Annotated in this window: 17 protein-coding genes; 8 read left to right on the top strand and 9 right to left on the bottom strand. The window is 72.0% G+C overall.

From position 1 onward, the window contains the following. Positions 1-153: 153 nt before the first annotated feature. From ACOTKD_RS05610 to ACOTKD_RS05625, 4 genes are all read left to right on the top strand, one after another. Positions 154-1,596, top strand: a complete 1,443-nt coding sequence (locus tag ACOTKD_RS05610) for an HtaA domain-containing protein (protein WP_424887734.1) — start codon at positions 154-156, stop codon at positions 1,594-1,596. Between the two features lie 73 nt (positions 1,597-1,669). Further along, positions 1,670-3,343 carry an HtaA domain-containing protein gene (locus tag ACOTKD_RS05615; protein WP_424887735.1) on the top strand — a complete coding sequence of 558 codons (1,674 nt, stop codon included), beginning with the start codon at positions 1,670-1,672 and terminating at the stop codon, positions 3,341-3,343. A gap of 233 nt (positions 3,344-3,576) precedes the next feature. Beyond that, a complete protein-coding gene (locus ACOTKD_RS05620) occupies positions 3,577-3,999 on the top strand; it encodes an effector-associated constant component EACC1 (RefSeq protein ID WP_424887736.1) in 423 nt (140 codons plus the stop codon). 5 nt (positions 4,000-4,004) lie between these two features. Further along, positions 4,005-8,513, top strand: a complete 4,509-nt coding sequence (locus tag ACOTKD_RS05625) for a caspase, EACC1-associated type (protein WP_424887737.1) — start codon at positions 4,005-4,007, stop codon at positions 8,511-8,513. Here the strand turns inward: ACOTKD_RS05625 and ACOTKD_RS05630 are convergent. Continuing rightward, on the bottom strand, positions 8,510-9,184 hold the full coding sequence (locus ACOTKD_RS05630; RefSeq protein ID WP_424887738.1) for a heme oxygenase (biliverdin-producing): 675 nt from the start codon (positions 9,182-9,184) through the stop codon (positions 8,510-8,512). The two genes, ACOTKD_RS05625 and ACOTKD_RS05630, sit on opposite strands and share 4 nt — an antisense overlap. A 135-nt stretch (positions 9,185-9,319) precedes the next feature. Further along, positions 9,320-10,177 carry a type I methionyl aminopeptidase gene (map, locus tag ACOTKD_RS05635; protein ID WP_424887739.1) on the bottom strand — a complete coding sequence of 286 codons (858 nt, stop codon included), beginning with the start codon at positions 10,175-10,177 and terminating at the stop codon, positions 9,320-9,322. A 68-nt stretch (positions 10,178-10,245) separates the two neighbouring features. Between map and ACOTKD_RS05640 the strand changes: the two genes are divergently transcribed. After that, positions 10,246-10,485 carry a hypothetical protein gene (locus ACOTKD_RS05640; RefSeq protein WP_424887740.1) on the top strand — a complete coding sequence of 80 codons (240 nt, stop codon included), beginning with the start codon at positions 10,246-10,248 and terminating at the stop codon, positions 10,483-10,485. 154 nt (positions 10,486-10,639) lie between these two features. Here the strand turns inward: ACOTKD_RS05640 and ACOTKD_RS05645 are convergent, their stop codons facing one another. The 3 genes from ACOTKD_RS05645 to ACOTKD_RS05655 all read right to left on the bottom strand — a co-directional run bounded on the left by ACOTKD_RS05645 (position 10,640) and on the right by ACOTKD_RS05655 (position 13,165). Beyond that, positions 10,640-11,860, bottom strand: a complete 1,221-nt coding sequence (locus ACOTKD_RS05645; RefSeq protein ID WP_424887981.1) for an MFS transporter — start codon at positions 11,858-11,860, stop codon at positions 10,640-10,642. Between the two features lie 177 nt (positions 11,861-12,037). Continuing rightward, a complete protein-coding gene (locus ACOTKD_RS05650; RefSeq protein WP_424887741.1) occupies positions 12,038-12,673 on the bottom strand; it encodes a hypothetical protein in 636 nt (211 codons plus the stop codon). 51 nt (positions 12,674-12,724) lie between these two features. Further along, a complete protein-coding gene (locus ACOTKD_RS05655) occupies positions 12,725-13,165 on the bottom strand; it encodes a hypothetical protein (RefSeq protein ID WP_424887742.1) in 441 nt (146 codons plus the stop codon). Between the two features lie 121 nt (positions 13,166-13,286). On the opposite strand from ACOTKD_RS05655, the gene ACOTKD_RS05660 reads away from it, so the two are divergent. Further along, positions 13,287-14,093, top strand: a complete 807-nt coding sequence (locus ACOTKD_RS05660) for a helix-turn-helix domain-containing protein (RefSeq protein ID WP_424887743.1) — start codon at positions 13,287-13,289, stop codon at positions 14,091-14,093. Then, positions 14,090-14,395: a DUF397 domain-containing protein gene (locus ACOTKD_RS05665; protein WP_424887744.1), complete on the top strand. Its 306-nt coding sequence runs from the start codon at positions 14,090-14,092 to the stop codon at positions 14,393-14,395. Before ACOTKD_RS05660 ends, ACOTKD_RS05665 begins: the two co-directional genes overlap by 4 nt. Positions 14,396-14,430: 35 nt before the next feature. On the opposite strand, the gene ACOTKD_RS05670 is transcribed toward ACOTKD_RS05665, so the two are convergent. Beyond that, complete coding sequence (locus tag ACOTKD_RS05670) at positions 14,431-14,766, bottom strand: NIPSNAP family protein (RefSeq protein WP_424887745.1); 336 nt, start codon at positions 14,764-14,766, stop codon at positions 14,431-14,433. Between the two features lie 106 nt (positions 14,767-14,872). Here ACOTKD_RS05670 and ACOTKD_RS05675 point away from each other — a divergent pair, with 106 nt between their 5' ends. Beyond that, a complete protein-coding gene (locus ACOTKD_RS05675) occupies positions 14,873-15,271 on the top strand; it encodes a helix-turn-helix domain-containing protein (RefSeq protein WP_424887746.1) in 399 nt (132 codons plus the stop codon). A 47-nt stretch (positions 15,272-15,318) separates the two neighbouring features. On the opposite strand, the gene ACOTKD_RS05680 is transcribed toward ACOTKD_RS05675, so the two are convergent. The 3 genes from ACOTKD_RS05680 to ACOTKD_RS05690 all read right to left on the bottom strand — a co-directional run bounded on the left by ACOTKD_RS05680 (position 15,319) and on the right by ACOTKD_RS05690 (position 17,929). Further along, positions 15,319-15,933: a ClpP family protease gene (locus tag ACOTKD_RS05680; RefSeq protein ID WP_424887747.1), complete on the bottom strand. Its 615-nt coding sequence runs from the start codon at positions 15,931-15,933 to the stop codon at positions 15,319-15,321. A 28-nt stretch (positions 15,934-15,961) separates the two neighbouring features. Beyond that, on the bottom strand, positions 15,962-16,603 hold the full coding sequence (locus ACOTKD_RS05685) for a ClpP family protease (protein ID WP_424887748.1): 642 nt from the start codon (positions 16,601-16,603) through the stop codon (positions 15,962-15,964). Between the two features lie 114 nt (positions 16,604-16,717). Then, the gene (locus tag ACOTKD_RS05690) at positions 16,718-17,929 is read right to left on the bottom strand and encodes an MFS transporter (RefSeq protein WP_424887749.1); all 1,212 of its coding nucleotides are present in this window, start codon (positions 17,927-17,929) and stop codon (positions 16,718-16,720) included. Positions 17,930-17,966: the final 37 nt, after the last annotated feature.

Consider the following 17,966-nt stretch of genomic DNA (forward strand, 5'->3'; position numbering starts at 1 on the left):
CCCGCCGACTGCCGTTGAAGCACGGTTCTGTCTGCCTTTCGCTCCGGCCGGGGGTTTCCGACCTGATGGGACGTAGCTTAGGTTAGCCTTACCTAAGTCGCCATAGTGCGACGTCCGGCAATGCCTGCTGTCCCGCCCGAAAGGGGCCTCCCGATGCTGCCGTCGTCCAGACCCGCTCGCGCCCCCGTCGTCGCCGTGCTGGCGGGGCTGGTGCCGGGAGTGGTCCCGGGGGTGGCGCCGAGCGGGGTCGCGCACGCGGACGGCGCGGCGCGGACCGTCTCCGGCGGCCGTCTGGACTGGGGCGTGAAGTCCTCCTTCCAGAGCTACGTCACCGGCCCCATCGCCCAGGGCCGCTGGGACCTGCAGGGCGGCGCCGCCACCGTCGGCGGCAGCCGGTTCCGCTTCCACTCCGCCAAGGGCAGCTACGACGCGGGCAGCGGGGCCTTCGAGGCCGGCTTCTCGGGCGGCGTGCACTTCACGGGCCACAAGAAGCCCGACGGCTCGTACGAACTCGACCTCACCCTCAGCCGCCCCACCGTCCGCATCGCGGGCGCGAGCGGCACGCTCTACGCCGACATGGTCAGCAAGGCCAAGGGCACGGGCGAGGTCACCCGCGCCTCGCAAGTGCCGCTGGCCGCGCTCGACCTCAAGGGCGTGGACATGCGCGGCGCGGGGACGGCCGTCTCCCTGGCCAACGTCCCCGCGACGCTCACGGACGACGGAGCGAAGGCCTTCGCGGGCTACTACACGGCCGGTACGGCACTGGACCCGGTCGCGCTGTCAGCGGACGTCCTGGCCGCGGCGAGCGGCGCGCCGGCATCCGGAGCGCCGTCCTCCGGTGCGCCGGAACCGGAGAAGAAGGACGCTCCCAAGGGCGAGTTCACCGGCGCCGCCGTCGACTGGGGCGTGCGCCGCACCTTCCGCGAATACGTCACCGGATCCATCGCCCAGGGCTCCTGGAAGCTGACCGACGGCGCCCAGGACGGCGGCGCGCTCTTCCGCTTCCCGGCCGGCAGGGGCACGTTCGACGAGGGGGCCCGTACCCTCGACGCCGCGTTCATCGGCACGGTCCGCTTCACCGGCAACCACCTCGACCTGGCCCTGAGCGCGGTCAAGGTGACGGCGAAGGACGGCAAGGGAACGCTGGCGGCGGATGTCGCGAGCGGCGGCGGCGAGCCGCGGCGGAACGTTCCGCTCGTCACCTTCGACGCCTCGGGCCTCAAGGAGAAGGACGGCCTCGCCGCGGTTGCCGAAGCTCCGGCCGAGCTCACGGCGGAAGGGGCGGAGGCGTTCGCCGGGATGTACCGCAAGGGGGAGGCCATGGACCCGGTCTCGCTCGCTGTCCCCCTACGCGCGGAAGCGAAGCTTCCGCCGCTGCCCGACCTCGGGAAGGCGTCGGCGCCGGCCGGGGGTGACCCGACGGCGGGTCAAAAGGCGGATTCCGGCCGTAAGGTGGCCACAAAAAGTGCAACCGACACCTCATCCACCTCGTCCTTCCCGGTGCTTCCGGTAGTCGCGGGCGCCGTGGGCGTCGTCGTGGTGGCCGCGGCCTCCCTCGTCGCCCTACGGCGCCGCCGGCGCCGGTCCGCCGGCTGAGCCCGATACGGCTCCGCGCCGACTGCCGGCGCGCTCTTTTCTTCTCTTGCTCTAGCTAAGGAGACCACCGACGATGACCGTCACCTCCCGCCGGGCGCTTGCCGCGCTCGCCACGGCGACCGTGCTGGGCGCTACGGCGCTGGCCGTGCCTGCGTTCGCGGCGGACGCCCCACCGAAGACCGACGGGAAGCCGTCGACCCTCGGGCTGAAGGACGCCACTCTGGAGTGGGGTGTGAAGGAGTCCTTCCGGGACTATGTCGTCAACGGCGCGGCCGACGGCCAGATCAGAGTGGGCGGCGGCGCCAAGCAGGCTTCCGGCAACGGCGCCTTCACCTTCGGTGAAGGGACGGGCGCGTACGACCAGGACAAGCACGCGGTCACCACCACCTTCAAGGGCAGCGTGCGGTTCCTCGGCCACGCCGACGACGACGGCAAGTGGCAGCTCGACCTCAAGCTCGACGACCTGAAGTTCAAGTCCGAGGGCAAGAAGGGCAGCATCACCGCCGACGTCACGACCAACGGCGCCCCGGTTCAGCAGGACGTCGAGATAGCGGCCCTCGACCTGACGGGGGTGAAGGCCGGCGGCACGGGCGGCGCGATCGTCTACCCGAAGATACGGGCGACGCTGACGGAGGCCGGGACCAAGGTGTTCTCGTACGGGGGGAAGCCGGTCTACAAGGCGGGCGTGGAGCTGGACCCGGTCACGGTCTCGGCCAAGGCGGACGATGCGGCGCAGGGCGGCCGGACAGGTGGCACGACCGGTGGCCAGACCACGGGCGGCCAGACCGGTGGTGCTGCCGGTGGTGCTGCCGGTGGTCAGACCACCGGTGGTCAGACCACGGGCGGTCAGACCACGGGCGGTCAGACCACAGGTGGTCAGAGCGGTGGCACCACCGGCGGCAGCACCGGCACCGGCGACCCGCAGACCAACGGCGTCCTCTACGACGGCTACTTCCACTGGGGTGTGAAGAAGTCCTTCCGTGACTACATCGTCAGCGGCCCGGCCGACGGCAAGGTCGAGCTGTCCGACGGTGCCGTGAAGTCCGGTGAGGGCTACCGCCTCACCAAGGAGGACGGCAAGTTCGACGCGGCCACGTCCACCCTGGACCTGAACTTCAAGGGGCAGGTGCACTTCACGGGCCACGAGGGCCAGCTGGACCTGGCTTTCAGCAAGTTCAAGGTCCACGCCTCCGGCACGTCCGGCACCCTCACCGCTGACGTCGCCACCAAGGACCCCAAGGCCGGCACGACCACCAAGACGGTGAAGCTCGCCGACCTGACGCTGCCCACCGACGCGCTCAAGGCCAAGGACGGCGTGGTCTTCCTCCCGGCCGTGACCGCGAAGATGACCGCCGAGGGCGCGAAGGTGTTCTCGTACAAGGGCAAGACGTTCCCGGGCTACAAGGAGGGCGCGGAGTTCGACCCGGTGACCGTGGCCGTCGCCACCGTGAAGGACGCCAAGCTCCCGGAGCCTCCGGCCGGTACCAGCAGCGGCACCGGCAGCACCGGCACCACCGGTAGCACCGGAAGCGGCACCACTGCCACCAACACCAGCACCGCCAACACCACCGGCGGCACTGCCGCAACCACCGGCGGCACCGGCGCCACGACCGGTGACACCACCTCCCTCGCCAGCACCGGTGCCAACACCCCCACCGGCCCCCTCCTCGGCGCCGCCGGCGCCCTCGTGCTCGCCGGTGGCGGTGCCGTGTTCGCCACGCGCCGCCGCGGCCGCACCACGGCGTAGGGCCAACCCCCGCGGCCGCACCACGGCGTAGGGCTGACCCCCGCGCCGTACCACGCGTAGGGCTGACCCCCGCGCCCGCAGACCGGCGTCCCCTGCCTTCACTGGCCCCGGCGGGGGGCGCCGCCGCGTGCGATGCAACCGTGACCGAACTCCCGTGCGGCACAACGGCGTTGCGGTGTAGCGTCATAGCTCTCGGCAGTCACGTGAGGCGTGAAAGGGGCAGTGAGGGCGCAGTGAAGGCAACGCTGACGGTCAGCGGCCCGGGCACCGGCTCCGGCACTCGCACCGGGCACCCCGGCCCCGGCGCGGTGAACGACCTCCGCCGGTGGCTGCAGCGCCACCCGGAGCTGCGGTCGCTGCTCAGACAGGAGCCGGCCCCCGAGCCCGCGCCCGGCACGATGGGCGCGGCGTCCGAGCTCCTCACCCTCGTGCTCGCGCCGGGCGGGGTGACGGTCGCGCTGTCGGCCGCGGTCGTCGCCTGGCTGCAGAACCGCCGCGGCAATCAGACGGTCACCATCACCCTGCCCGGCGGCGCGCAGGTCACCGTCACCACGGAGAGGGTGCGCGATCTGAGCGCCAAGGACAGCGGTGAGCTGGCCCAGCGGCTGGCCGAGGCCCTCCAGCGAGGCGAACTGCCCCCGGCGGACGGGTCCTGACCTCGGTGGAGGAGGACCCCGGAAGGGATCTCGCCGGCCCGGACTGCCACGCCCTCGTGGTCGGTACGGGCGAGCACCCCGCCGGCGCCCGGCTCGCCGGCCTGCCGAGCGCCGCCCGCTCCGCCGCCGCCCTCGCCGAGGCGCTCCGCACGGTCGGCGGCATGGCGGACGGCCGCGGCGACCGCGTCACCTTGATCACCGACCCGCTCGCACCGTCGGTCGTCCTGTCCGCCATGAGGGACGTCGCCGAGCGGGCGGAAGGCGGCGTCGTCCTCTTCTGCTTCGTCGGCCACGGCCTCCTCGGCCCGGCCGAGCAGCTCTACCTCGCCACCGCGGCCACCGACTCCGCGCAGGACACCGCCGACGCCGTCCCGTACTCCGAGATCAGGAACCTGCTCGGCGACTCCTCCGCCCGCCCCGTGGTGATCCTGGACTGCTGCTTCTCCGGGCTCGCGGAGGCCGTCCAGCGGGAGCCGCGCCGCGATCCGTACGTCTCGGCCCGCCCGGACGGCAGCTTCCTCCTCGCCTCCGCCACGCACTACGCCGCCGCCTTCGCCCCGGAGGACGAGGAGTACACGCTGTTCAGCGGCGAACTCCTGCGCCTGCTGCGGGAGGGCGACGCGGGCGGCCCGAAGCGGTTCACGCTCGCCGACCTCTACCGCCACCTCGACCGCCGCCTCCAGAGCGCGCCCGCCCGGCCGCACTCCGGCAGCGAGGGCCGGATCGGTGACCTGGTCGTCGCCCCCAATCCGCGCTACGCGCCCGCGGTCCCGCCCGGCGCGGAGCCGCCGTCGGAGGGCGAGTGCCCGTACCCCGGCATGCGCCCCTTCCTGCCCGAGCAGCACGACGTCTTCTTCGGCCGCGAGAAGCTCACCCTGGACCTGGTCGACCGGGTGACGGCCGCCGGACCCTGCGGCCCCGTCGTCCTCGTGGGCCCCTCCGGCGTCGGCAAGTCCTCGCTGCTGCGGGCGGGCCTCGGCGCGGAGGTGGAGGGCGAGGGACACGGCTCCGTGCTGCTCGTGCCCGCACCCGGAGCCCGGCCCTTCCGCACGCTCACGGCGGCCTGGTCGGACGCCACGGGCCGGCCCTTCAGCGAGGTCGAACGAGGCCTGGGGGCGGGGCGGTTCGGCGGGCCGGCGGACGGCAGGAGGCCGCCCCGCGTCCTGATCGTCGACCAGCTCGAAGAGATCTTCACGCACTGCGAGGACGACGAGGAGCGCGAGCTGTTCGTCCGCGCCCTCACCGGTGCCGAACCGGGCCCCGGCCCCCGCATCGTCCTCGGCCTGCGCGCCGACTACTTCGGCCACTGCCTGCGCGACCCCAGGCTCGCCCGCCTCGTGCGCAACGGCCAGCTCACCGTGCCCCCGATGGCCGGCGACGAACTGCGCGCGGCCGTCGAGAAGCCCGCCGCGCACGCCGGGCTGGCCTTCGAGGACGGCCTGGTCGACCACCTGCTGCGGGAGCTCAAGGACGAGGCCCCCGGCCCGCGCGGGGCCATCGCCCTGCCGTTCCTCGCCCACGCCCTGCAGGAGACCTGGGCCCGCCGCGACGGCAACCGGCTGACCTTCGCCGGCTACCAGGCCACCGGCGGCATCCGCACCTCCGTCGGCACCGCCGCCGAACGCATCCACGACTCCCTCGACGCCGACGGCCAGCAGGCGTTACGGGAACTCCTGCTGCGCATGGTGCGGCTGGTGGACGGCGACGGCAGGGCCGTACGGCGCCGCGTCCGCGCCGACGAGCTCGAAGGCCACGCGGCGCTGCTGAAGCGCCTCACCGACGCCCGCCTGGTCGTCGTCGACGATGACGGCGAAGCCCAGCTGTGTCACGACTCGCTGCTCCACGCCTGGCCCCGGCTCCGCGGATGGATCAACGCCGACCTCGACGGGCTGCTGGTGCGGCGCAGGCTGGGCGACGCCGCCGACGCCTGGGCGGAGGCCGGGCGCCCCTCCAGCGGCCTGTACGCGGGCAAGCACTTGGCGGCGGCCCGCTCCGTGACCGCCGGGGAAGGGCTCGGGCGCCTGCCGCTCCGCCCGGTGGAGCAGGACTTCCTGGCGGCGAGCGGGCGCACCGAGCGCCGCCGGAAGACGGCCGGCCGGGCGGCGCTCGCGATCGTCGTCGTCCTCGCGGTCCTCGCGTCCACGCTCGCCGTTCTGGCGAGGGGCGCGCAGCAGCGGGCGGAGGACCGGGAGTCGGTGCTGCTCGCCCGGCAGCTGGCGGCCAAGGCCGACACCCTGCGCGGGCGCGACCCCCTGACGGCCTTCCGGCTGAGCCTCGCCGCCTACCGCCTGGCGAAGACCCCGGAGAGCCGGTCGAGCCTGTACGCGGCGCAGATGTCCCAGGTGCCCGTGGACCTCAAGGGGACGGACGGGCCCGTGCACCACGTGGCGTACAGCGGGGACGGCAAGGTGCTGGTGACCAGCCAGAGCGGCGGCCGGGTGCAGCTGTGGGACGTGAGCCGCCCGACCTCCCCGCGCAAGGCCGCCGCCCTGGACCCCGGCTCCGCGGCGGTCGTCGCGTTCCACCCCCGTACGCGCTTGCTGGCCGCCCAGACGGCCGGCGGGTTCGCGGTGTGGGACGCCGCCGACCCGACTCGTCCGCGCCGCCTCGCGGCGCGCGGAGCACCCGGCGGGGCGGCGTCGTCGCTCGTCTTCAGCCCGGACGGCAGGACGCTGGCCGCGGGCCTGGAGAAGGGCCGCCTCCTGCTCTGGGACCTGGCCGACCCCGCCCGGCCGGAACTGCGCACTGACCGGACGGTCGCCGCGGAGGACGTGGTGTCCGTCGCGTTCAACCGGGACGGTCGGCTGCTGGCGGTGAGCAGTGGCGTTCTGGGGGCGGAGGACGGGACGGGCGGATCGGGCGCGATCGGGCTGTGGGACGTACGGGATGCGGCGCGGCCTGTCCTCAAGGACACGGTGAAGACCGGCACGGCGACGGCCCTCGCCTTCCACCCGCGGCGCGATCTGCTCGCCGGGGCGAGCCGGAAGAGCGAGCCGGCCGGATGGACGGTGGAGAAAGGCGAGCGGCTGAAGTTCCTCGCGCCGGACAAGTCCTACGCGTACTGGAAGTTCGACGACCTGCCCGCCCTCGGCTTCAGCGGGGACGGCGCCACGCTGGCGTGGGCGGGCAAGCGGGCCTCTGACACGACGCCGAGCAACGTGCTTCTGCGGCGCGTCGGTGACAAGGATTCCGCACTCTCCGACAGCCTCACGACGGAGAGCGAGCTGCCCGTGAGCTCACCCACCCAGGCCGTCGCCTGGGATCCCGGAGGGGCGTACGTCGCCGTGGGAGGGGAGGACGGCACGGTACGGCTGTGGCCGTTGCGGCCGACCGCCCCGGCGGCCGTCGGCGAACTGCCCGACACCGACTTCGGGACCAGCCCCATCAGCCACGACGGCACCCTCATGGTCACGGGGGAGCGGACGAAGGGCTCGTCGGAGGAGACGTTCCGGGTGTGGGACGTCAGCCGGTGGACGGCCCCGCGGCTGAAGCTGACCCTCCCCCAGCCCTGGGAGGCCCGCAACTTCCTGCCCGGAACGTCCGTCCTTGTGGTCCACAAGTGGACGAAGAGCACCAAAGAGCATGTCTTCCGCTTGTGGGACATGAGCGGGCCCGGCGCCCCGGTCCCGGGCGGCGACATCACCCTCAACGCCCCGGACGTGAACCTCGGCTTCAGCCCCGACGGCCGGCTGCTGGCCATCGGGCGGGCGTTCGACCGCCGCATCGAGCTGTGGGACGTGAGCAGGCCGCGCACACCGGTGCGCCGGTCGGTGTTCGAGGGCAGTACGAGGGACTGGTCGGCGAGCATCCTGTTCCTGACACCCCGGGCCGTCGCGACCGTGGAGGAGAAGAAGACGCTGCAGCTCTGGGACGTCGCCGATCCGGGCCACCCCCGGAAGGCAGGGGCCGTCACGGGCCTCCAGCCCGACGGAAGCCTCGGCTTCACCGCCTCCCGGAACCTGCTCTTGGCCGAGGAGCCCGGCCGGAAGGCGGCGCTGTGGGACCTCTCGGACCTCTACCGGCCGCGGCGCGGCGGTCTGCTGCCGCTCGGTGCGAGCGGATATCAGTGGATCAGCAGTGACGTACTGGCAGCCGTCGACCGGAACAACAGCATTGCGTTCTGGGACGTGAAGGACCTCCGGCACCCACGGAAGACGCGCACCATGCCTGTGGACCAGATCCAGGGCCGCGCCGAGATCAAGAAGGGCCCGGACCGCAGCCGGATCCTGACGGGCGCCAAGCCCTGGCGGATCTGGAACATCGGACCCGGCGGGGACTGGCGCACGCCCCACTTCGCCGAGCTGCCGGAGGCGAGCCGCGTCTTCCTCTTCCCGGACCGGCTGCCCCTCATCGCGGTCTCGTCCGCGAAGGCGGGCCTCGGCGCGCTGACCTTCCTCCTGCACCCCGACACCGACCGCCTCTACGCGGAACTGTGCCGTACCTCCCCGTCGAGCGTCCCCGAGGAGGACTGGAAGAACCTCTTCTCGGACGTGGCCTACCAGCGCTCCTGCTAGGCAGTGAGCGGGAACTCCCGCCCCAGCTCCTGGAACACCGCCGTGTTCAGCGCGAACGCCCGCTTGCACTCGTCGATGACGCGCTGCTTCTCCAGGTCGTCCACCGGCAGGGCGTCCAGCAGCTCGCGGTACTCGCGCTTGAAGGCGGCCGGGTTGCCTATGGCCTCGAAGACGTAGAAGCGGACGCCGTCGCCCTTGCGGGCGAAGCCCCACGTCTTCTCCGCCGTGCCGCGGATGATCTGGCCGCCGGAGAGGTCGCCGAGATAGCGCGTGTAGTGGTGGGCGACGTAGCCCGCGGGCCACTGGCGGGCGCACTCCTCCACGCGGGCCGCGTACCGCGCCGTCGCGGGCAGGGGCGTGAGGCCGCCGCGCCAGTCCGGGCCGCCGAGGTGGGTCAGGTCGCGCTCCAGCTCCGGGGTGCGGGTCAGCTCGGGGCGGAGGAAGGGCCCGGCCACGGGGTCGTCCGCGAGGGACCCGGCAGCGGACTCCAGGGCCTGGTAGACGAACCAGAGCTGCTCGGTGTAGCGGCGGTACGCGTCGACGCCGAGGCGGCCGCCGAGCATGTCGCTCATGAACGTGGAGTTCTCCGCCTCCGTGTGCTGCTCGTGCGAGGCGGTGCGGATGAGCGTGGAGAACGGCGTGCTGCCGGCGGTGCTGGCGGGCGCGTCCAAGGCGGACCTCCGGGTGACCGAGGGGACGGGCGTGGCGTCGGGAAGCCATTCTTGCTACTTAGGCTTACCTAAGTCAATGAGTTCCCGACGTCCCGTCGGTAAAAACGTTAGCGCCCGGGCGGCCGCCCCGCAGGGTTACGGGAGAGTGAGGATCTCCGCACCCGTGTCCGTCACCACCAGCGTGTGCTCGAACTGCGCCGTCCGCTTCCGGTCCTTCGTGACGACCGTCCAGCCGTCCTCCCACATGTCGTACTCGTACGTCCCGAGCGTCAGCATCGGCTCGATCGTGAACGTCATGCCGGGCTGGATCAGGGTGTCGTGGTGCGGGCTGTCGTAGTGGGGGACGATCAGGCCGGAGTGGAAGGACGAGTTGATGCCGTGGCCCGTGAAGTCGCGGACGACCCCGTAGCCGAAGCGCTTGGCGTACGACTCGATGACCCGGCCGATGACGTTGATCCGGCGGCCCGGCTTGACCGCCTTGATCGCGCGGTTGAGGGCCTCGCGCGTCCGCTCGACGAGCAGGCGCGACTCCTCGTCCACGTCACCGCACAGGTAGGTGGCGTTGTTGTCGCCGTGGACGCCGCCGATGAACGCCGTCACGTCCAGGTTCACGATGTCGCCGTCGCGCAGGACGGTCGAGTCCGGGATGCCGTGGCAGATGACCTCGTTGATCGACGCGCACAGCGACTTCGGGTAACCGCGGTAACCGAGCGTGGACGGGTAGGCGCCGTGATCGCACATGTACTCGTGCGCGACGCGGTCCAGCTCGTCCGTCGTCACGCCCGGGGCGATCAGCTTGGCCGCCTCCTCCATCGCCCGCGCGGCGATGCGGCCCGCGACGCGCATCCGCTCGATCGTCTCCGCGTCCTGGATCTCCGGGCCGGAGTACGGGGTGGGCGCCGCCTTCCCGACGTACTCGGGCCGCGCGATGGAGGCGGGAACGGGGCGGGTGGGGGACAGGGTCCCCGGCGTGAGAAGCGACTGGCCAGACATGTCAGCGAGTGTAGCCAGGGCCCATCGGGGAGCATGTGGGCGAGAGAACGGATGTGAGGGAGATCCCGATGCCCCTGTTCAAGAAGCGCCCGGAGGGCAAACCGGGCGAGTGGTACTACTGCCTGAAGCACGGCCGGGTCGAGGAGGGCCCCGAGTGCCGCGCCGCGGACCGGCTCGGCCCGTACGGCACGCGTGAGGAGGCCTCGCACGCGATGGAGACGGCGCGCGAGCGGAACGAGGAATGGCGGACGGATCCGCGCTGGAACGACGACGTCGGCGAAGCCGGCGAGGACCCGAAAACGGGCTGAGGGGGTTCGGCACCGCCGGGCTCCCCGGTGGGGGCTGATCGCCGTCGCAGCGGGAGTGAAAGGCGAGGCCTTTCGACCCCACTGCCTTTCTTGCCGCAGGCAAGAAAATCCCGCCGCGACGGCGAGCAACCCCCACGGGCGTGTCCGGCGGTGCCTAAGCCGCCTCAGCCACCGCGTCCGCGGCCTTAAGCCGGCGCATCCGTACCGCGTGCTCGTCCGTCCGCTGGTCGTACGACATCAGCTTCGGCAGCGACACGGCCAGCAGCCCCACCGACGCCACGCACGCCAGCCCGCCGGCCCACACCGAGGCCCGCACGTTCGTCAGGGACGCCATGCCGCCCGCCCGGACCTGGCCCAGCTGCGGCCCGATCGAGTACGACAGCATCTCGATCCCCGCCAGCCGGCCCCGCAGCTCGTCCGGGATCGTCTGATCCCAGATCGCCGAGCGGAACAGACCGCTCACCATGTCGCAGCCGCCCGCCACCGCCAGGAACAGCAGCACCAGCCACACATTGCCCAGCCAGCCCGCGACGGCCATCGCCGCGCCCCAGCCCAGCGCCGCGTAGACGACCATCCGGCCGTGCCGGTGCACCCGCGACGCCCAGCCGCTGGTCAGGCTCACGACGAGAGATCCCACCGCGCCCGCCGCGTACATCAGGCCCAGCGCCCACGGCGCGTCCAGATCGTCGGCCAGGAACGGGAAGATCGCCGTCGGGAAGGCGAACAGCATCGCCGCCATGTCGATCACGTACGTGCCGAGCAGCTCCTTGCGGCTCCACGCGTACTGCGCGCCCTCCAGGATGCCGCGCAGCGACGGCTTGTCGGCCTCGCGCGAGGCGGGGGAGGGGGCCAGCCCGAAGAGCAGCACGGCGGAGACCGCGTACGAGACGACGTCCAGCGCGTACGCCCACTGCAGGCCCGCGAACGCGATCAGCACGCCGGCGAGGGACGGGCCGGCGATCGCACCGACCTGCCAGCGCATCGAGTTCAGCGCGATCGCCGCGGGCAGCTGGTCGTGCGCGACGACGCGCGGCACGATTGCCTGCAGAGCCGGTCGCTGCAGCCCGCTCAGCGCGCTGACCAGCGCCGCGACCACGTACAGCGGCCACAGCATGGGGCGCGGCAAGAGCGTGTTCAGCAGCAGGAGCGCGGAGAGGACGCCGAGACCGGCCTCCGTCCACAGGATCAGCTTGCGCCGGTCGAGGGCGTCGGCGAGCGCGCCCCCGTACAGCCCGAAGACCACCAGCGGGACCAGCTCGACCACCCCGACCGCGCCGACGGCCAGAGCCGACCCGGTCAGCTCCTTGAGCTGCAGCGGCACGGCGATGAACGTCAGGAACGTGCCGAAGACGGTCACGAGACCCGCCACCCACATGCGGCGGAAGTCACGCGAGGAGTGCCACGGCGTCAGATCGGGCAGCAGGGCACGGAGCCGCCGGGAAGAGGAAGAAGAGGGGGGAGGGGGGTCTTGCGCAGTCACGGAAGACCATGGTCCATAAGCGGAAGATCGGCAGCAAACGCTTTTTCGAACCAAAGCCTTCGCTCGACGCGCCTACCAGCGCGGCGGAGGCGGCGCCGTCAGCTGATCGGCCAGCCGCGCCAGCCGGTCCCGGAACCGCCGCCGCCCACCGCGCGGCGCGGGCAGTCCGTTCTCCCCGGCGGCCGCGCTGACCAGGTGCTGCACGGTGTCCAGATCGAGCTCCGTCCTCGTCGAACACGGCGCGGGCGGCGGCACGGCCAGCCGGTCGTGCGCGAGCGCGCGCAGCTCCGCACCGGCCTCCGCGGGCGCCCCGTCCAGCGACAGCACGGTCGCCCCGCCCCGCCGCGCGTCGTGAACCCGCTCCAGCAGGCCGTCCCCCGGCTCGTCCGCGGTCACCACGAGGAGGGTTTCGCCCCGCCGTGCGGCCTCCAGCCTGCCCAGGCCGACGGACAGGTGCGCGGGGACACCCGGCGGCACCCGGTGCCGCACGAGCGTCGGCGACAGCTCCGGCAGCCCTGACCAGGCGGCCTCGTCATCCAGATGCGCCGCGAGATGCCACGGCTCGTACCCCTCCGTCCCCACCAGCAACAGCCCCCCGTGCCGCCGCGCCACCGAGGCCCGCAACGCCCCGGCGAACCGGCGCGTGTCCTGCAACCACTCGGTCCCGGCGAGCACTTCCCTCAGCAGTGCGACCCGTACGGCGTCCATACGGCGAGCCTTCCGCAGGGGTGGGGGCGGAAGGGCGGGTTACGGGGGTTCTCACCCATATGAGCGCGGACGGCGCTTCGGTCGCGTCCGGGGCCGCCCCGGCCACGTCGTCCAGCGCAGCGTGTCCGCTTCCGCGGGCGGCAGCAGACCCGCCCCGATGAGCGCGGCGCGGCCCGCTTCCTGCCCGGCCAGGCGGTACCCCAGGTCCCAGGAGCTCACGTCGTCGAAGCTCCCGTCCGTGACGAGCACGGCCGCCGCCACCCCGCCGAGCCCCTCCAACAGCCCCTCCCGCAAAGCAGGAAGCATCGCCTTGGGCAGCCGCCGCTTCGGCACGATGCTGATCAGCTCCAGCGCCCCGCCGCCTTCGCCGCCGGGCCCCGGCGGCTCGAAGTCCGCGACGATGTGCGCGTACGGCCCGCAGCCGCCGATGTTCAACGTCACGCGGGCGCGGACGCCCGGGACGGGGACGGGGAGAGCGCGGCGGTCGGCCATGGGCGTCACCGTAGCGATCGTTCACTCACACGTGGGATGCGGGTTCGAACCCGGCTTGTACCGGCCTTGTCCGCCGTAGCGTCCGTTGATACGGACGAGGTACGGGAAGGGGCGGGGAATCGTGAGTTCGCTTTCTCAGCCGCCGATGTCTTGGCGGCTCTGCGGCAACCAGGTCAAGCTGTGGCGCACGGATGCGGGTGTCACACGTGAGGAGCTGGGCCGCGAGGCGGGGTACGGAGAGGAGACGGTCAAGTCCATGGAGCAGGGGCGGCGGCGCCCCACGCCGCGGTTCCTGGAGGTCGCCGACCAGATGTGCGGGGCACGGGGGAAGCTGATCGCGACGCAGGAATACCTGCAGCCGGATCCGTTCGTGCCGTACGCCAAGGACTTCATGCGGTACGAGGCGGAGGCGGTTGCGCTGACCTCGTATCAGCCACTGCTGATCCCCGGGCTGTTGCAGACAGAGGAGACGATGCGACGGCTCTTCGACGTGCACTGGCCGCCGCTGGACGACGAGACGGTCGAAGAACGCGTAAAGGCCCGTCTGGCGCGGCAGGCAATTATGGCGACGCAGACCAAGGCGTTCACCTTCGCCATCGGTGAGGCGGCGCTCCGTAACACTCTCGGCTGTCGCGAGGCGCACAAGCGGCAGCTCCTCCACCTGCTGGAAGTGGGGCGACAGCGCAACGTCGTCATTCAGGTCCTGCCGACCGAGGGCGCCAACCCGGGGATCAATGGGCCGTTCGTCCTCCTGGAGTCACCGACGCACGAGCGGTACGCGTACGAAGAGGGTCCGACGAGCAGCACGCTGCATTCCAGCCCTGAGAAGGTCAACGCCCTTGTGCAGAGCCATGTCATGATCGCCCAGTGCGCCCTCGACCCCGACGACTCGGCACGGTTCATTAGAAGGTTGGCGGAAGAGCTATGAACAGCGACGGCCTCATATGGTTCAAGTCCAGCTACAGCCAGGGCGATGGGGGCGAGTGCGTTGAGGTGGCCCTTTCCTGGCGCAAGTCCAGCTACAGCGGAACCGCGGGAGGCGACTGTGTCGAAGTCGCCTGCTCGTGGCGTAAGTCCAGCCACAGTGGGACGACAGCTGGCGACTGCGTCGAAGTGGCCGCCGTCTCCCAAGCTGTCCACATAAGGGACTCGAAGCGCCCACAGGGCCCCCAACTGGCCGTTCCGGCGGCCGCCTGGGCCCACTTCGTCGCCTTCACATCCGTGGTGTGACTGCGGGTCAGAATGAGCTGGCGGCCGGAGGCCTGCTACCCACGCCGGAACGCCTCCGCCGCCTCCTCCGGCACGTCGAGAACGATGGTGTGGGAGCTGTCGATCCGGGACACGATGGCCTCGCGGGGCCCTTGTCGCCAGGCGTCACTGGAGTAGAACGCCTCTTCCTGTCCGCGGTGCTCCTCAAGCGAGGCGAACGCGCGGATCAGGTACGCCTCTTCGTGTCCGTCCTCGGCCACCAGGGAAGCCCCGCAGTCCACCACCCGGATTCCGGCCTTCTCCAGCAACGGAACCGACTCCTCCCGCATCACGCGAACGAACTCGTCGCCGGTGCCGGGCTTCAGCCGGTACGTGCGGATCTCAAGAATCACAGCCAGTCTCCTGCGGTCGGTGGGTTCTTACCGGCGCAAGAATATTTCGCGGGCGGCAGAACGGCTCAACGCCCCTGAACCGCTGCCGCCCTTCTACGCTGGGACGGTGACCAGCCAAGCGCCCAAGACAGCCGCGGCCGCCGCCCGCGTCATCCCCCTGCGCCCCGCCGGGGAGCCCCTCTCCAGGGAACCCCTCTGGCGGGACGTCGTCGGAGACGTCCTCCGTCGTGAGCGGCTGGCGCAGAAGCGGACGCTCAAGGACGTGGCCGACGCGGGGCGGATCTCCATGCCGTACCTCTCCGAGGTGGAGCGCGGGCGCAAGGAGGCGTCGTCCGAAGTGCTCGCGGCCGCCGCGCAGGCGCTCGGCCTCAGCCTGGCCGAACTCCTCGTTCTCGTACACAAGGAGCTCATCCGGCTGGCCAGCCGTACGTACACCCACGTACAGCACGTACAGCCCGCCCACGCACAACCCGCCCGCCAGGGCGAAGTGCGCCTCGCGGCCTGACAAGGCAAAGGCGGCCGCACACCCCCGTGGTGCAGCCGCCTCCGTCCTCAGGCGGCAGCCGGTATCGACAGCGCCCTGCGGCTCAGGACCTCGTCGGCGAGCCCGTAGGCCACGGCCTCCCGCGCGGTGAAGATCTTGTCGCGGTCCATGTCCGCGCGGAGGGACGCGACGTCGTGGCCGGTGTGCCGGGAGAGGACCTCTTCCACTTCCGAGCGGATCCGGAGCATTTCCTTCGCCTGGAGCGCGAGGTCCGAGACGGTCCCCTGGCGGCCACCGCTCGCCGGCTGGCCGAGCAGGATCCGCGCGTGTTCGAGGACGAAGCGCCGTCCCGGGTCGCCTCCGGCGAGGAGGACGGCCGCGGTGGAGGCGGCCTGGCCGACGCAGAACGTCGAGATGGGGGCCTGGACGAACGTCATGGTGTCGTAGATGGCCATGAGGGAAGTGAAGGATCCGCCCGGCGAGTTGATGTAGAGGGAGATCTCGGAGTCCGGGCTGGACGATTCGAGGTGCAGGAGCTGGGCGATGACGACGTTGGCGACGCCGTCGTCGATCTCCGTGCCGAGGAAGATGATGCGCTCGGACAGCAGCCGGCTGTAGACGTCGAAGGCGCGCTCTCCGTTGGGGGTGCGCTCGACCACGGTCGGGATCGTGTACTGGCTCATGGTGTCGGTTCCTCAGTTCCTCAGACCCTCAGAGTCCGATGCGTCGCTTCGTGCCGGCCGGGCGGACGTCGTCGAGGGACGTGACGACGCGGTCGACCATGCCGTACTCCAGTGCTTGCTGGGCGGTGAACCACCGGTCGCGGTCGCTGTCGCGGGAGATGGTCTCGTGGGTCTGGCCGGTGTGCTCGGAGAGGAGGCGCTCGACGGTCTTCTTCGTGAATTCGAGGTTCTCCGCCTGGATGGCGATGTCGGCGACGGTGCCGCCGATGCCGGCGGACGGCTGGTGCATCATGATCCGCGCGTTGGGGAGGGCGTAACGCTTGCCGGGCGTGCCGACGGTGAGGAGGAACTGGCCCATGCTGGCGGCGAATCCCATGGCGAGGGTGGAGACGTCGTTGGGGATGAGCCGCATCGTGTCGTAGATCGCGAGCCCGGCCGTGACGGAGCCGCCCGGGCTGTTGATGTAGAGGGCGATGTCGGTGCGGGGGTCCTCGGCGGAGAGGAGGAGCAGCTGCGCGCAGACGCGGTTGGCGGAGACCTCGTTGACCTCCGTGCCGAGGACGACGATGCGCTGCATGAGGAGCAGCGAGGCGAGGTGGTCGTCGAAGCGGGTCGCCGCCGGTGACGGGTCGCCGTCGGTGGCGCGGGGTTCGAGGGCGAGTGGGGACATGGGACCTCCTGGGCCGGGGAGCGGTGGACGCTGTCCTCCCACTCTCCGGCCACCGGCATCGCCCCGGCAGCTTTCTCTGCCCCCGGCAGATTCGCCGACGGCAGAGCGGGGTCTCTACGCCACCCGGTCCGGGGCCGGAGCCCGGTTCGTCTCGCCGCCGGCGACCACCTTCGACGGCTCCGCGCCGTCGCGGTCGAGCGCTCCCGACACCACCGCGCACAGCAGGCCCGCCGCGGCGAGGGCCGCGCCGACGAGGGTGGGGGACGTCCAGCCCCAGCCTGCGGCGATGGCGACGCCGCCCAGCCACGCGCCGCCCGCGTTGGCGAGGTTGAACGCGGAGTGGTTGGAGGCGGCGGCGAGGGTGGGGGCGGACTTGGCCTTGTTCATGATCAGCATCTGCAGGGGGGTGCTGGTCATGGAGCCGGCGGCTCCGATCAGGACGACGGTCGCCAGTGCGGCCCACTTCACGTGCACCGTGAAGTCGAAGAGGACCAGGACCGCCGCGAGCCCGGCCAGGGCCCCGTAGAGCGTGGGGCGCAGCGCCCGGTCGGTCAACGGGCCCGCGGCCAGGACGCCCAGGGTCATGCCGGTGCCGAACAGGGCCAGCACGAAGGTCACGGAGGTTTCGGAGAAGCCCGTGACCTCGACGGCCATCGCCGACAGGTAGCTGTAGACGGCGAAGACGCCGGCGAAGCCGAAGACGGTGGTCAGCAGGCCGAGCAGCACCTGGCGGCCGCCGAGCGCGCGCAGCTCGCGGCCCAGGCCCGCGCCCTGCTCGTGCGGCAGGTCGGGGATCAGCCGGGCCAGTGCGGCCATGGCGGCGAGGCCGATGCCGGTCACGACGAGGAACGTCGCGCGCCACCCCAGGTGCTGGCCCAGCAGCGTCGCGGCCGGGACGCCGACGATGTTGGCGACGGTCAGGCCGAGGAACATCATGGCGACGGCCCGCGCCTGCCGCCCCTCGCCCGCGAGGCGGGCGGCGACCACGGAGCCCACGCCGAAGAACGCGCCGTGCGGCAGCCCGGCCAGGACCCGGCCCGCGACGAGCGTCCCGAAGGTGGGGGCGAGCGCCGAGGCCAGGTTCCCGAGCGTGAAGACGCCCATGAGCAGGATCAGCATCCGCTTGCGGGGGATGCGCGAGCCGAGCGCGGTGAGCAGCGGGGCGCCGAAGACGACGCCCAGGGCGTAGGCGGAGACGAGGTAGCCGGCGGTGGGGACGGAGGTCCCCAGGTCGTCGGCGACGTTGGGCAGGAGGCCCATCATCACGAACTCGGTCGTCCCTATGCCGAAGGCCGAGACGGCGAGCGCCAGCAGCGCCACGGGCATGAGGAGGCCTTTCGAACGGGGGTGCGGGGCAAGCCGT

Origin of the sequence: Streptomyces sp. XH2, assembly GCF_049725035.1 — a bacterium.
GTDB classification, from domain to species: Bacteria; Actinomycetota; Actinomycetes; order Streptomycetales; family Streptomycetaceae; genus Streptomyces; species Streptomyces roseoverticillatus.

Coding starts and splice junctions, on each gene's coding strand:
- ACOTKD_RS05610 (WP_424887734.1), top strand. CDS start 154: ATGCTGCCGTCGTCCAGACCCGCTCGCGCCCCCGTCGTCGCCGTGCTG.
- ACOTKD_RS05615 (WP_424887735.1), top strand. CDS start 1,670: ATGACCGTCACCTCCCGCCGGGCGCTTGCCGCGCTCGCCACGGCGACC.
- map (WP_424887739.1), bottom strand. CDS start 10,177: ATGTCTGGCCAGTCGCTTCTCACGCCGGGGACCCTGTCCCCCACCCGC.
- ACOTKD_RS05640 (WP_424887740.1), top strand. CDS start 10,246: ATGCCCCTGTTCAAGAAGCGCCCGGAGGGCAAACCGGGCGAGTGGTAC.
- ACOTKD_RS05645 (WP_424887981.1), bottom strand. CDS start 11,860: ATGTGGGTGGCGGGTCTCGTGACCGTCTTCGGCACGTTCCTGACGTTC.
- ACOTKD_RS05650 (WP_424887741.1), bottom strand. CDS start 12,673: ATGGACGCCGTACGGGTCGCACTGCTGAGGGAAGTGCTCGCCGGGACC.
- ACOTKD_RS05655 (WP_424887742.1), bottom strand. CDS start 13,165: ATGGCCGACCGCCGCGCTCTCCCCGTCCCCGTCCCGGGCGTCCGCGCC.
- ACOTKD_RS05665 (WP_424887744.1), top strand. CDS start 14,090: ATGAACAGCGACGGCCTCATATGGTTCAAGTCCAGCTACAGCCAGGGC.
- ACOTKD_RS05680 (WP_424887747.1), bottom strand. CDS start 15,933: ATGAGCCAGTACACGATCCCGACCGTGGTCGAGCGCACCCCCAACGGA.
- ACOTKD_RS05685 (WP_424887748.1), bottom strand. CDS start 16,603: ATGTCCCCACTCGCCCTCGAACCCCGCGCCACCGACGGCGACCCGTCA.
- ACOTKD_RS05690 (WP_424887749.1), bottom strand. CDS start 17,929: ATGCCCGTGGCGCTGCTGGCGCTCGCCGTCTCGGCCTTCGGCATAGGG.